General features: G+C 35.2%; 9 protein-coding genes and 3 pseudogenes. 9 read left to right on the top strand and 3 right to left on the bottom strand.

Going from position 1 to position 13801, the window contains the following annotated elements; all coding sequences use genetic code 11:
- Positions 1 to 125 precede the first annotated feature (125 nt).
- Entirely contained in the window at positions 126 to 413 is a 288-nt protein-coding gene (locus KM885_RS00205; RefSeq protein WP_047184809.1) for a hypothetical protein, read from the top strand.
- Between the two features lie 47 nt (positions 414 to 460).
- On the opposite strand, the gene KM885_RS00200 is transcribed toward KM885_RS00205, so the two are convergent.
- Entirely contained in the window at positions 461 to 1318 is an 858-nt protein-coding gene (locus KM885_RS00200; protein ID WP_047184808.1) for a CvfB family protein, read from the bottom strand.
- Positions 1319 to 1826: 508 nt separating this feature from the next.
- Here KM885_RS00200 and KM885_RS00195 point away from each other — a divergent pair.
- Positions 1827 to 2729: an AEC family transporter gene (locus KM885_RS00195; protein ID WP_240473191.1), complete on the top strand. Its 903-nt coding sequence runs from the start codon at positions 1827 to 1829 to the stop codon at positions 2727 to 2729.
- Between the two features lie 90 nt (positions 2730 to 2819).
- Entirely contained in the window at positions 2820 to 3611 is a 792-nt protein-coding gene (locus KM885_RS00190; protein WP_216883373.1) for an SDR family oxidoreductase, read from the top strand.
- 55 nt (positions 3612 to 3666) lie between these two features.
- Here KM885_RS00190 and ytaF read toward each other — a convergent pair whose 3' ends face one another.
- Positions 3667 to 4293: a sporulation membrane protein YtaF gene (gene ytaF, locus KM885_RS00185; RefSeq protein WP_047184805.1), complete on the bottom strand. Its 627-nt coding sequence runs from the start codon at positions 4291 to 4293 to the stop codon at positions 3667 to 3669.
- A 174-nt stretch (positions 4294 to 4467) separates the two neighbouring features.
- On the opposite strand from ytaF, the pseudogene KM885_RS00180 reads away from it, so the two are divergent.
- The 4 genes and pseudogenes from KM885_RS00180 to KM885_RS00165 all read left to right on the top strand — a co-directional run.
- Positions 4468 to 5568 (top strand): annotated as a pseudogene (locus KM885_RS00180) (DNA topoisomerase); the annotation flags it as partial.
- A gap of 741 nt (positions 5569 to 6309) precedes the next feature.
- Positions 6310 to 8099, top strand: a pseudogene (gene ltrA / locus KM885_RS00175) (group II intron reverse transcriptase/maturase).
- A gap of 103 nt (positions 8100 to 8202) precedes the next feature.
- Positions 8203 to 9273 (top strand): annotated as a pseudogene (locus tag KM885_RS00170) (DNA topoisomerase); the annotation flags it as partial.
- A gap of 160 nt (positions 9274 to 9433) precedes the next feature.
- Positions 9434 to 9673, top strand: a complete 240-nt coding sequence (locus KM885_RS00165) for an indolepyruvate ferredoxin oxidoreductase subunit alpha (protein WP_060667583.1) — start codon at positions 9434 to 9436, stop codon at positions 9671 to 9673.
- 122 nt (positions 9674 to 9795) lie between these two features.
- Here the strand turns inward: KM885_RS00165 and KM885_RS00160 are convergent, their stop codons facing one another.
- Entirely contained in the window at positions 9796 to 11859 is a 2064-nt protein-coding gene (locus tag KM885_RS00160) for a thioredoxin domain-containing protein (RefSeq protein ID WP_216883372.1), read from the bottom strand.
- A 158-nt stretch (positions 11860 to 12017) separates the two neighbouring features.
- Here KM885_RS00160 and KM885_RS00155 point away from each other — a divergent pair, with 158 nt between their 5' ends.
- Complete coding sequence (locus KM885_RS00155; protein WP_060667581.1) at positions 12018 to 12242, top strand: hypothetical protein; 225 nt, start codon at positions 12018 to 12020, stop codon at positions 12240 to 12242.
- A 555-nt stretch (positions 12243 to 12797) separates the two neighbouring features.
- The gene (locus KM885_RS00150; RefSeq protein WP_216883371.1) at positions 12798 to 13736 is read left to right on the top strand and encodes an AEC family transporter; all 939 of its coding nucleotides are present in this window, start codon (positions 12798 to 12800) and stop codon (positions 13734 to 13736) included.
- The last annotated feature ends 65 nt before the right edge of the window (positions 13737 to 13801 follow it).

Raw genomic sequence — 13801 nt, 5'->3', positions numbered from 1 at the left:
AATGTTAGATCTTTTAACATTCAAGGAAAGATCATTCAAATGGACTAAAAAGGATAAACAATTGACTTTGTAAGCGTTCGAATGTAGACTAAGTTATAGGATTATTTTATAGTGGGGTGAAGAGGATGGTTGCATCAGTTTTAACATTTGGTGGTATCCTAGCATTTGTCGCATTTGTGATTAGTTTATTTTTAGTAAAAGCATCAAAAGAAAAGAACATAGGATATTATCCTGGAATACTTATTGCTGCAATCGGATTATTATGTTTGTTCGCATCTCCTTTAGCGCATGCTCAAGTTATGGGCGCGCCATTAGGTGGAATTGGAATTGCATGTATGTTCGCAGCTGCAGTTACCCTAATCCTTATTTCTGTTATTGATGCTTATCAACAACCAAATACGAAAAATGCGTAAAACAAAAAAACGATAGAACCTTAACGGAAGGGACTATCGTTTTTAGTTTATTTTATTAAATACGACTTTCCATCTCGTTGTTCCACTTTTCCTTCTTTCATTAACTTTCCAAGTGCACGTTTAAATGCTGCTTTACTAATTTGGAAAGTCCCTCTAATATCCTCAGGATCACTCTTATCTCCAAAAGGAATCATCCCACCATTTTCTTCAAGATGTTGAAGAATTGTTTCTGCATCCTCAATCATTCCGTGTTTTTTAAACGGTCGTAAGGAAACATTTAACGTACCATCTCCTTTTACCTCAATCACTCGACCAGTTACCAACTCACCTAGTCGGGGTTCTGATTTTCGTTCTGTATGATGAATAAATCCCCGATAATATTCTTCGGTAATGATAGCAGAACCTTCTTTACTCGTATGATAAACTCTCCCGCTCACCTGTTTATTTAACAAATCTTCCTTAGCTGTTTCAAATTCACGGTACAGAATACCTTCCGTTGCTGGAATAGCTAATAATTTTCCTTTTTTATCAACACCTAACGTAACAAATAATTTATCACCTGGTTTTGGCCATACCTTCGTATACAATGGTAAATCATCACTAGAAACTAAAAAGTCTTTTGTAACACCAATATCTACAAAGACACCAAGCCGAGGAATACTTTCAACGACCTCTACCCAGCCGTATTCATCCATTTGGACTTTTGGAAAACTAGTTGTTGCTGTTATATTTCCTTTTTTATCCATATAAAGAAAAACATCAATATCTTGCCCTTCTTCATGTTCCTTGTCTGTTTCATTCACATGCAATAGAGCTTGTTCACCATCTTTTTCTAAGACATAACCTGTATCAATTTTGCGTAACACCGTCATGGTTTGTACGGTGCCAAGTTTTAATCTATTCATATTTATAACCTACTTTCTGTATGTATATCTCAATCTATTTGGAAAAGGGGGTACCCTATTATAAGAGTACCCCCTTTGATTAAAAGTAACACATAAGTTTTTTTATTTTTAATTCCGATTCTTTTAGGAAAATTCAGCATGATTCATTAATTAACCGCGGTACATTATCTACACCGTTATAGCTAAGCTATCCTTCTGCCTATATAACAGGGGCTTTTGCTAATTTATTTTATGTTCTCTAACTTAACAACGTAAGCCCTACCTGCTCTTACGTCCTTGCGTCCCCTTAGACGCGCCAGTGTGAATAAGCATCTTCAAAAACATTGTAGAATGCCAGAACACTTAGTTGTTACTCTTGTGCAACTTATTAACTATACATTTATTTCACTTTAATGTCAAATTTTAAAGATAAGAGGGATACAAGATTTTGTTTCTATCAAAATCATGTAATTATGATAAACTATTATTTAGTTTATCATTATAAAAGAATTAGTCTAGTAAGATGGAGATGAAAGTATTGTCCTTATTTTTTAATGTTATTTTACCAATTATGCTTGTATTTTTATCCGGATTTATTTTACAAAGGCTTCGGGTTTTAGACGTTAAATCAGTTTCTGCTGTAACCATCTATATTCTATCACCCGCGTTGGTTTTTATTTCTTTATATGATGCAGAATTTAACAGTGCTTATGTCATGATTTTTGTCTATATGATTGTCTTATTTTATCTTATGGTTTTTCTTAATAAAATACTTGCCAAAATTTTCAAATGGTCCAAAAATGTAGAGAGTGCATCGATTTTATCTACAGGTTTCATGAATTCTGGGAACTATGGGTTACCAGTTGTTTTATTTAGTTTAGGGCAAACGGCTCTACCATACGCGGTTTTTATTATGGTTGTACAAGGATTACAAAATAACTTCTTCGGGGTTTACTATGCTTCACGTAGTTCAAGTGGAATCAAAAGAGCTTTGATAAATGTGTTTAAAATGCCAACAACCTATGCGATGATTTTAGCTTTTATTTTTCAGTTTTTCCAGATTCCAATAACTGATTCCATTCATTCCACTTTATCAATGGTTGGTGACGCATCGATTCCTGTTATGATGATCGTACTCGGAATGCAACTAGGATCGATTATGGGAATTAAATTGGATTGGCAGGTTATTACTTCTAGTGTTCTATTAAAAATGATCGTTGCACCTTTATTTGCAGCTGGATTTGTTTATTTCTTAGATATTAATCCATTAATTGGAGCAATCCTTATTATTATTTCTGCCATGCCCCCTGCAGCAACGACAACGATGTATGCGATTGAATTTGATACGGAACCTGAGTTAGTATCTAGTATAACGTTTATTTCTACCGTTACTAGTATTTTAACCATCACGATTTTGTTAAATATTATGTAATGAAATGAAGAATGAATTCAAATAGTAGGAGTATTGGAACAGGCTTGTTTATAATGGGGATAGGATAAATTTAAACAAGGGGTGAAGGAAATGGATCTAGGGTTAAAAGGAAAATCTGTCATTGTTACTGCGGCAAGTAAAGGTTTGGGAAAAGCTTCAGCACTTGAGTTTGCAAAAGAGGGAGCACACGTATTAATCAGTAGTCGAAGCAAAGATGAATTAAAGTCAACAGTAGAAGAAATAAAACGGGAAACCGGAAATGACCACGTGGCTTATATTGTTTGTGATATGAAAAAGGCAGATGATATTGAGCGCCTAGTGGAAAAGGCCATATCTTGGAATGGTACAGTCGATGTGTTAGTCAATAATGCTGGGGGACCACCAGCTGGGAAATTTTTAGATATGACAGATGAAGAGTGGTACCATGCGTTTGAATTGAACTTACTTAGTTTTGTTCGCACAATTCGAAAGGTAGTTCCATATATGCAGAAACAAAAACGCGGATCAATTGTTAGTATAGCTTCTTCATCAATGTTTCAAAGTTTAGATAATCTTGTCCTATCCAACACGATGAGACCAGGGGTTGTTGGACTTTCGAAAACATTAGCCCGCGAACTTGCGGAGGACAATATTCTAATTAATACAGTTGGCCCTGGGATCATTCAGACGGATCGAATTAACGATTTATATCAATTTACTGCGGAACAACAAGGTGTGTCCATTGATCAAGTTATAGAAGAAGAAGTAAAAACAATTCCAATGGGGCGTTTGGGAAAACCGGAAGAATTTGCAAAAGCGATTATATTTTTAGGATCAGGAGCAAATACGTATATAACTGGGCAAACTTTAGTTGTGGATGGTGGATCGGTAAGGGCGTTATAATATAAGACAGGTTTCTTATTCGGGAAGAAATAGGAAACCTGTCTTTACGTTTATCTTAAATTAGGTTTAGTACACCTAATCCAATCAATATAGCCGGAGCAAGAAAAGAAAGTTTTTGTAACTTCTCATGTTTAGCTAAAAATATCCCAATTTTCATACCAGAAAATAAGAAAATTCCACTCATCGTTGCGATTAATAAGGCAGTTACCCAAGGAATATAACCTAATAAAGATGCGCCAATCCCTGCGCCAAAAGCATCTAGAGCAAGTGCAAAACCAAGTATGAGAGCTTCTCCAATAGAGATATTTCCGGATTTATCCAAATCGGCCTTATCAGGAGTTGCAAATACAGTTGTTATATCCTTCAATTTACTACTTGAATGATTCACTTCCATTTTTTTCCCTTTGTTTAAATTTGACCGGATGATATTAATCAAAGAAAACAATCCTAAAGAGATTAATATAACTCCACCAATCGATTGTGCGATATCAACGGAAATAAATTTTTCGAGAAAATTACCGATTGTCATGGAGGCCAACAATACAGTACCAGAACACAACATAATGATGAGTATAGCCCATATTGGTACTTTAATTTTTTGCATTCCATAAGTTATTCCCACACCGAGCCCATCGATGCTTACTGCTATAACTAATAAGAACAATCCTGTATAATATAGCATTCATAACTCATTCCTTTACAACATTACTAACATATTGTATGGATGGAAAAGATCAGGTGTGCTTCATTAATTGGGCAAATATAACATTTTTCGATGTCAGACAAGTTCTGCAAGTTTTTCATGAATGTGATAAAGTAAAATATAATGTTTTTTGGAGAAAGGAAAAATAAATTTATGAGTAAAACAGTTGTACTAGCAGAAAAACCATCTGTTGGTCGAGATATAGCGAGAGTATTAAATTGTCATAAAAAAGGGAACGGATTTATAGAAGGATCTAAATATATTGTGACGTGGGCATTAGGACATTTGGTGACATTAGCGGATCCGGAAGCCTATGATGATAAATATAAATCGTGGAAACTGGATGACTTACCAATGCTTCCGAATCATCTGAAGCTAGTAGTCATGAAAAAAACTGGTAAACAATTCAATGCGGTAAAAACACAATTAAATAGAAAAGATGTTTCAGAAATTGTTATTGCTACAGATGCAGGGAGAGAAGGAGAACTTGTTGCACGCTGGATTTTGGAAAAAGCACGTGTCAATAAACCAGTGAAGCGCTTATGGATTTCATCAGTAACAGATAAGGCGATACGAAATGGATTTAAACACTTAAAACCAGGTAAACAATACGAAAATTTATATGCTTCAGCTGTAGCTCGGTCAGAAGCGGATTGGTATGTAGGGTTAAATGCTACAAGAGCATTAACAACTAAATTTAATGCTCAGCTTTCTAGTGGCCGAGTTCAAACACCAACATTAGAAATGGTTGCCCAACGTGAGAAAGAGATTAAAGAATTCCAGCCTCGGAAATTTTATGGAATTGAAGCGAAAACGAATAAAGGTTTCAAATTTATTTGGCAAGATGATAAAAAGAATCAACGCATGTTTTCTAAAGAAAAAGCCGACAGACTACTAGAAAAATTGAAAAGCCAGTCCGCAAAAGTGGTTCAAATTAATCAAACTTCTAAGAAAAAATTTGCACCCCAATTATATGATTTAACAGAATTACAACGAGATGCAAACCGTATCTTTAACTTTTCAGGGAAACAAACGTTATCCATCATGCAAAAACTGTATGAACAACACAAAGTTTTAACATATCCACGAACAGATTCTCGTGTTATATCAACGGATATTGTTCCAACCTTGAAGGATCGCTTAAAAGCTTGTGGAGTGGATCAATACGCCAAAATGGCAGGAAAACTATTGCAAAAGGATTTTAAACTTCCAAAATCGGTAGTAGATAATGCAAAGGTATCTGATCACCATGCCAGTGCGACACGTTAACCTGAAATTCTGATAGAAATATCAGTTGGGATGGTTTAGTAGAAAACTGAAGAATCCTTGAGGGGAATGAAAGCCGTCATGCTGTGCTGAAACCCTCACACTAATACTCCCCTAAGCAGGGAAGCAGACTATGGTGGAACTGTTTAAAGCGGGGTGAAGTCGGCGAAAGTGAACAGGAATTAAGAACTGTCACTTAGAGTAGTCGGGTGGTTGTAATATATGGTGAGAATGTGTTTATACACTGACGAACCTCTGAATGTACGAGTCTATAGGTGGTTACGGTATCTGTGATGATAACGTAGTACCAATTTGGTACGTTAGCGGAGTTGAGTAAGAATTGGCGTTATGAAAGACTCTATACCGAGCGAATGACGGTATTAAGCTAACAGGCTCAAAGGAGGCACCTAAGTATTGCGTTAACGGGAATCTTTGGAACGTGGGAAGCCAAGAACTGTATCTGTCATGACAGAAACTCATAGTCGAGGACAGTTGTAGACGAAAAGCCAGATGGTATAATAAGCTACTTAATCTTGGTGAAAGTAGTGCCACAGTACCGATGAAGCAGTGATAATAAGCTGTAGAGGGATAGGCACAAGTCAAGTAAGGACAAGTTGATTGATTCAAACTATGACTCTGTTTTTCGGGTAAGACAGGGAAAGCAACATCCTTGAAAGGAGTTGTCCCAACAGAGTGGCGAACAAATACAGGTATAATGATTACTATGAGATGACACAAGTCTTTGACGACTTGTATCAAAAATCGAAAAACAACTTTTCGTTTCGTAATCTGATGAACACCATCACCAGTGAAAATAATATTCGATTGGCATTTAGAATGATAAAAACTAACACTGGAAGTCAAACAGCGGGTGTTGACAACATTACAATTAAAGACATTAAAGACAAGGATTTGGACTCTTATATTAAAATGGTTCAAGCAAATCTAAGTAACTACAAGCCTGATACTGTTAAAAGAGTCTATATTCCAAAAGCAGATGGTAAGAAAAGACCATTAGGGATACCGACAATGGTGGACAGATTGGTACAACAGAGTATTCGACAAGTCCTTGAGCCAATATGTGAGGCAAAATTTCATCCGCATAGCTATGGTTTCCGACCAAATAGGAGTACCAAACATGCAATATCTCGTATGATGTCCTTAATCAATATCGGAAAAATGTACTATACAGTGGATATTGATATAAAAGGATTCTTCGATAATGTAAATCATACAAAGTTGGTTAAACAAATGTATGCATTAGGTATTCGAGATAGGAAACTAATTAGCATAATCAAAGCGATGCTAAAAGCCCCCATACAAGGAGAAGGAATACCAAATAAAGGAACTCCACAGGGAGGCATTTTATCCCCTCTACTATCAAACATTGTCCTTAATGAACTTGATTGGTGGATTTCATCCCAATGGGAAACATTTAAAACTATGAAAAAGTACAAGGCTTATGCAAGTCAGTACAATCAACAAAAGAAAACAAACTTGAAACAAATGTACATTGTGAGATACGCCGATGACTTCAAAATAATGTGTAGAAATTACAACACCGCCAAAAGAATTTATACCGCTGTAAAAGAGTGGTTGAATATCAGATTAAAGTTAGAAATAAGTGAAGAGAAATCAAAAATTATTAATCTGCGTAAAAATTACTCAGATTTCTTAGGAGTCAAAATAAAAGCCGTCAAAAAGGGAAAAACCTTCGGAGGATATGTAGCACAATCTCACATTTCAGACAAAGCAATTAAACGAATGAGCGATGAAATCCGAAGTCAGGTTGAGCTAATTGCTAAACAACCTGAATCCTCACATGTGACTAAGCTGAATAGCATGATTTTAGGTTGGCATGAGTATTATAGCTGTGCTACCTATGCTAATATTGACTTCTCTAAATTAGCTTTCTCTTTGGATAAGTTTATGCTCCACAAACTAAGAAATGTAGCGAACTATGGAACACCTAAACGTAGCGAATTATCACCTTTGTATAAAAAGTTCTATGGAAATTCTAAAGCGAAAACGTGGAAGATTCACAAGGTTTTCATCTATCCAATCGACCATGTTCAACACAAACCAGTTATGAATTTCAGCCAAGACATATGTGATTACACCCAAGAGGGGCGAAACAAATCCTCTAAGAAATTGGAAAACAGCACTAATAATAACATCATTCAACTCATGAAAAATTATAATCCATATGAAACGGCTGAATACAACGACAATAGAATTTCAAGAGCTTCCATGACAAAATGAAATGTGAAGTAACAAAAATAGATCTTGCTATAGACACGCTACATTGTCATCACGTCATACCAAGAGAACTTGGGGGAACAGATGGCTACCAAAATCTTAGAATTGTTCATAAAGATGTCCATAAACTTATTCATGCTACTAAACCCGAAACAATAGAAAAGTACAGCAATCTCATTGAAGATAAAAAAGCTCTTAACAAGCTAAATAAACTTCGAACTCAATGTAATCTTGAACCAATCAATCTTGTAACTACTTGATGGAACGCCGTATGAGAGGAAACTTTCACGTACGGTGTGGAGGAGGGGAAAATGAGTACACTTAACGGATAATGCCGAAGTAGAAAGTTACCTATTCCTATTTATTCCAACAGAAGAGCAAGTGGTATTAGAAGATCTTAATGACAAAGAAAGAAAAATTTATGATTTAGTTGTAAAACGCTTCTTAGCTGTTTTATCGGATCCACATGAATATGAACAGACTACTGTTTTTGCAGAAATAAATGGAGAAACATTTGTTGCAAAAGGGAAAGTAGTTAAAAAGCAAGGTTGGAAAGAAGTGTATGACAATCGTTTTGATGATGAAGAATTTTCGGATGATCAGAGATTACCGGTGATTCAAAAAGGAGAAGTTTTTACTACTGTCGTTCTTAAACAAACAGAGGGGGAAACAAAACCTCCAGAGCGTTTTACAGAAGGTGCCTTATTACAAGCAATGGAAAATCCAGCTAAATACATGAATACAAAAGAAAAAGATTTAGTAAAAACAATCAATCAAGCTGGTGGGATTGGAACGGTTGCAACACGTGCAGATATTATTGAAAAGCTTTTTAATAGTATGTATATGGAATTAAAAGGAAAACATATTTTCATTACATCGAAAGGTCGTCAGCTATTGGATCTTGTACCAGATGATTTACGGTCTCCAGTACTTACCGCAGAGTGGGAGCAAAAACTTCAAGCCATTGCGGAAGGTAAGTTAAAAAAGGAGAAGTTTATCTCTGAGATAAAAGGGTATACGAAACAAATTGTTACAGAAATAAAAAGCAGTGACGAGACTTTCAAGCATGATAACATGACAGGAACGAAATGTCCGGAATGCGGAAAGCTTATGCTTGAGGTGAAAAATAAACATGGAAGAATGTTAGTTTGTCAAGATCGTTCTTGTGGCCATAAGAAAAATATTGCGAAACAAACCAATGCAAGATGCCCGAACTGTCATAAACGAATGGAACTTCGTGGGGAAGGCGATGGTCAATTATTCGTTTGTAAATGTGGTCATCGAGAAAAGGTATCAACATTTAATAAACGAAGAAGTCAAGAGAAGCAGCATAAAGTGTCTAAAAAAGATATTAATAAATACATGAAAGATCAAGATGATGGATTTAAAAATAATGCACTTGCTGAAGCCTTAGCAGCGAAATTTAAAAAATAGTATTACTCTAGTCCTCTATTTAGTATAATAGGGGACTTTTTGCATCTAAATCTAAGTTTATGATAAATGTATAAGACGTAAGCCAAATAGTTTACATCTAATCTAGAAAGCATTATCATTTAGTATAATATAAGTTTTGACATGAAGGAGGTAGACATAAATGGCATTTGTTATATTAGATCCTTGTAGGGGAGAAAAGGCTGGCGAATGTGTTAGTGTATGCCCTGTTGATTGTATAGAGGAAGGTCCAGACCAATTTTACATAGATCCAGATATTTGTATTGACTGTGGTGCTTGCAAGGCGGTTTGTCCTGTTTCAGCAATAGAAGAAGAATACGATTTAACACCGGATCAAGAAACGTTTTTAGAAAAGGCAGAAGAATTTTTTGCCAATAGATAAAAAATATATATCCCCGTTACATTTCTAATAGGAGTGTAACGGGGATTTTTATATGGGGGCCGATTTATCTTTTTGGCGATTGGATTTCGCTTTTATGTAAAAAAGTAACGCTATTGAAAACGTTACTTTTTCTTAATTGCTTTTAACGCATTTTCTATATTGGTAGTTGGTTGTCTACAAGCGAAGTTCTCGCAAATATAAACGGTTGTTTCATCATTTATTTGCTTGTACGCTGTAGCAAATGGTGCAACTTCCGAAAAATTCTCAGGTGCTTCACCGAAAAGGAAGACAACATTTGGTAAAAATTCTGTTTGAACTTCTTTTAGTAAATGAATTCCTTTATCGTTGTCCTTTTTACCTAGTATGACAACTTCTTTTGTTTTGTATTCCATCAGTTGTAGGCTTTGGAGAAAGAAAGGACTTGCGGAAGCCATTCTATTTACATCATTGAAAAAGGTAAAATACATTTCCTCTACTTTATCAAGATATGAAGTGTTCCCAGATAAATAACCTAGTCGTGTAAGCATTACTGCTGCAACACTATTTCCCGATGGAATCGCACCATCGTAAATTTCCTTATCTTTTGCAATTAGTTGCTCACTATCTTTTCCGCTAAAATAAAAGCCGCCATGTTCTTCATCCCAAAATAATTCTAGCATTTGTTCCGAAAGAAAATGTGCATGTTTTAAATGTTTTTTAGAAAAGGTTGTTTCATATAGCTCGATATATGCCCATAAAAGAAAGGCATAATCATCGATATACGCATTATATTTTGCTTCGCCTTCTCTATACCTTGCCATTAAGCGATTCTTAACAAATAGATTTTCCTCAACAAATTCCATCGCATTTTCTGCCATTTTCTTATATTCTTGATTGGAAAAAACCCGACTGGCTTTTGCTAATGCAGCAATCATCAAACCATTCCATGCAGTCAGAATCTTATCATCAACATGTGGATAGACACGTTGCTCCCGTTTTTCCAATAGTTTTGTTCTAGCTTTTTCCAATTGCTTCAATAAAGCATCTAATGGTAAGTTAATTTCCCTTGCAACGTATTCCAAATCTTGATCAATGAGATTCGGGATATTTTTTCCTTCAAAATTCCCTTCTGGTGTTAAATCATACACATCTACATAAAGCCCACCTAAATCATGACCCAGAATATCAAAAATCTCTTCATAATCCCAGACATAATATTTACCTTCGACACCTTCCGAATCCGCATCAATTGCTGAATAAAAAGCACCTTCATTACTCGTCATTTCTCGCTTAATAAAAGTAATAATTTGTTCTGAGATTTGTCGGTAGAATGGGTTCTTCGTTATTTGGTAACATTCAGTGAAAACCATTAATAACAATGCATTATCATAAAGCATTTTCTCAAAATGTGGAACGAGCCATTCTTCATCTGTCGAATATCGGGCAAACCCATATCCAATATGATCCCATATTCCTCCTGCAGCCATATCCTTTAAGGTTTTTTCCACCATCTTAAGGGCAGCAGTATTTCCAGTGAAATAGTAATGACGTAATAGAAAAAGAAGATTTTGAGGCATCGGAAACTTTGGTGCCTCCCCAAATCCTCCATAGGTAAAATCATAACCTTTGGCCAGTTGTTCATAGGCTTTATCTAATGTTTCCTTTGTAAGTCGATTATTACTTTTAGGAGTGATGGAGCGTGTTAAGGCATCGGTAACACTTTGAGTAACACTTGTTATATGGTTCGTATCCTCCACGTATTTTTGATATAATTGTGTTAATGCCTCTATCAAACCCGGACGCCCGTATTTGCTTGTTTTTGGAAAATATGTCCCAGCATAAAAAGGAACTTTATCTGGGGTCATAAAAATGGTTAAGGGCCAACCACCTTGTCCAGTCATCATTTGGCAAACCTTCATATAGATAGAATCGATATCAGGGCGTTCTTCACGGTCCACTTTAATGGATACGTAATTTTCTTTTAAGATTTTTGCTACTTCTTCATCTTCAAATGATTCGTGGGCCATTACGTGGCACCAATGGCAACTACTATACCCAATAGATAAGAAGATAGGTTTACCTTCTCGTTTCGCTTTATCAAATGCTTCTTCTCCCCATGGAAACCATTCAACTGGATTGTGTGCATGTTGAAGCAAATAGGGTGATTTTTCATCGATTAATCTATTGGGTTGTCTGTTAGTTGTCATAGGGCATCACCTGCCTTTCTTTATGTATTTAATGTTACTTTACCACGATATACCGATTTAATTCTAAATTAAGGGTGGAAGTAAATATTAAACCTTTACAATTGTTTCAAAAGTAGATTAGTACCTTTTTTTTACTGAATATTAAGATTTAATGTGATATGATTTTTACAGATAATTACAAACAACAAGATGAAGAGGTGGCTTTGGATGTTGAATTAAAACAGAATATAGAAAAACCAATGGAAGAGTATTCAAAAGGAGAATACCTACTTTTGATGAAGTATTCGAGGCCGGTGAAGATAATGTTTGAAATCCGTTTCTCCGAAAGTGCTGGAAAGTATTTGAAAAGATTGGAGGCTCATTATTTGGCTATTTTAACATAAAGACCACCACCTTTATTAAATTATATCAGATAGCTGATTTAACATACAAATGCGTGGTCTAACTCCAATACCCCAATAAGGTTAATGAACATGGATAGTAAGCATAAACAAATATCACGGTTTAAGGATATTAAAATTGTACTTAAATTATAAATAGCAGGTTAATTAACAGTTTCCGAAAAAAATCCCCTTTACTCTAAAGAATGTGAAGGATGTTAGTCCAATGAGTAGGGAGGGAATGATTTTACGTTAGAGCTAGACGCTTTGGAAGAACGTAGGGACAAACAATAACGAAAAGCACCTAAGTTTAGTAACAAAGCAAAATTGAAGTCTACGAAATTGCGTTCAACCAATCAGCCTGTTGTGAATGCAGTCAATGTAGTTCGAAATAACCCATGTCTATGTGGAAATGGGAAAGTATAAAAAATGCTGTGGTAAGTAAATATGCTTTTCTAATATAATCAAATTTAAAATTGGCTTGCATCTACATATAACTTTCATGATTTAATTAACCATCCGCCTCCTATTTCATATAGTAAAGCGGAGGGGATAATTATGGAGTCTCTAAGCGCATTTATGCAAGAAATGCTAGTACTTTATGGAGTTGCTATCCTAGGGTTTATCGTAAGGAAAATCGGAGTCTTAAATGAGAATGCAAATGATGTTCTAACACAACTTATTTTATATATTACTTTGCCCGCCCTTATTTTGTACTCTTTAGATATTTCCTTTTCTGCAACCTTACTAAAAGAATTTATGTGGTTTATTATGATGTCCGCATATATTCTTGCCATTTCTTGTTTTTTAGCATATTGGATGAGAAAAAGCTCTCAACTTCCCGAAAAACAAAAGAGTGTTTATGAAGGTCTGATTATTTTTGGGAATCAAGGGTTTATTGGTTACGCGGTCAGTTATATTCTCTTAGGAGAGCAGGGAGTCGTTTATTTAACCATTTTTAATATCTGTTATTTAGTCCTTATATGGACATATGGAATATATCTATTTAGTAGAAGTAAGGAATCGATCGATTGGAAAAAAATATTTTTAAATCCGGGGATCCTGTCCACTTTAACAGGATTGGTAATTTTTTTGTTACCAATAAGGTGGCCTACAGTTGTATCAGTTGGGTTAGAGAGTGTTGGGAAAATGACCATTCCTCTTTCCATGATGCTTATTGGTATATTAATTGCAAATGTAAAAAATAGTACTTTTATTTTATTAATGAAAAATACTTATATATGGAAATCGTCACTAACCAGGCTTATTATAATCCCATTACTCTTACTACCCTTCGCAGCTTTACCTGTGCCATTTCAAGTATTTTTAATTGCTGTTTTAGTTTCGGGTATGCCTTCTGCCCCGACGATTTCACTTTATTCGCAAAGATATGGGGGAGATACATACTTTGCGTCTATGGGAGTACTTTTAACAACTGCTTTATGTATTATTACCATCCCTTTACTTTATATAATTGTATATATTTTAGGGAATTAAGATAAATTATATCGTGAAGATTATGATAGGTATAGGGAAAGAATAGACCCCTTTCCCTATACCTT

This window comes from Oceanobacillus caeni (assembly GCF_019037185.1).
Lineage (GTDB): Bacteria > Bacillota > Bacilli > Bacillales > Amphibacillaceae > Oceanobacillus > Oceanobacillus caeni.
This window is presented reverse-complemented; position numbering and strand designations above follow the sequence as displayed.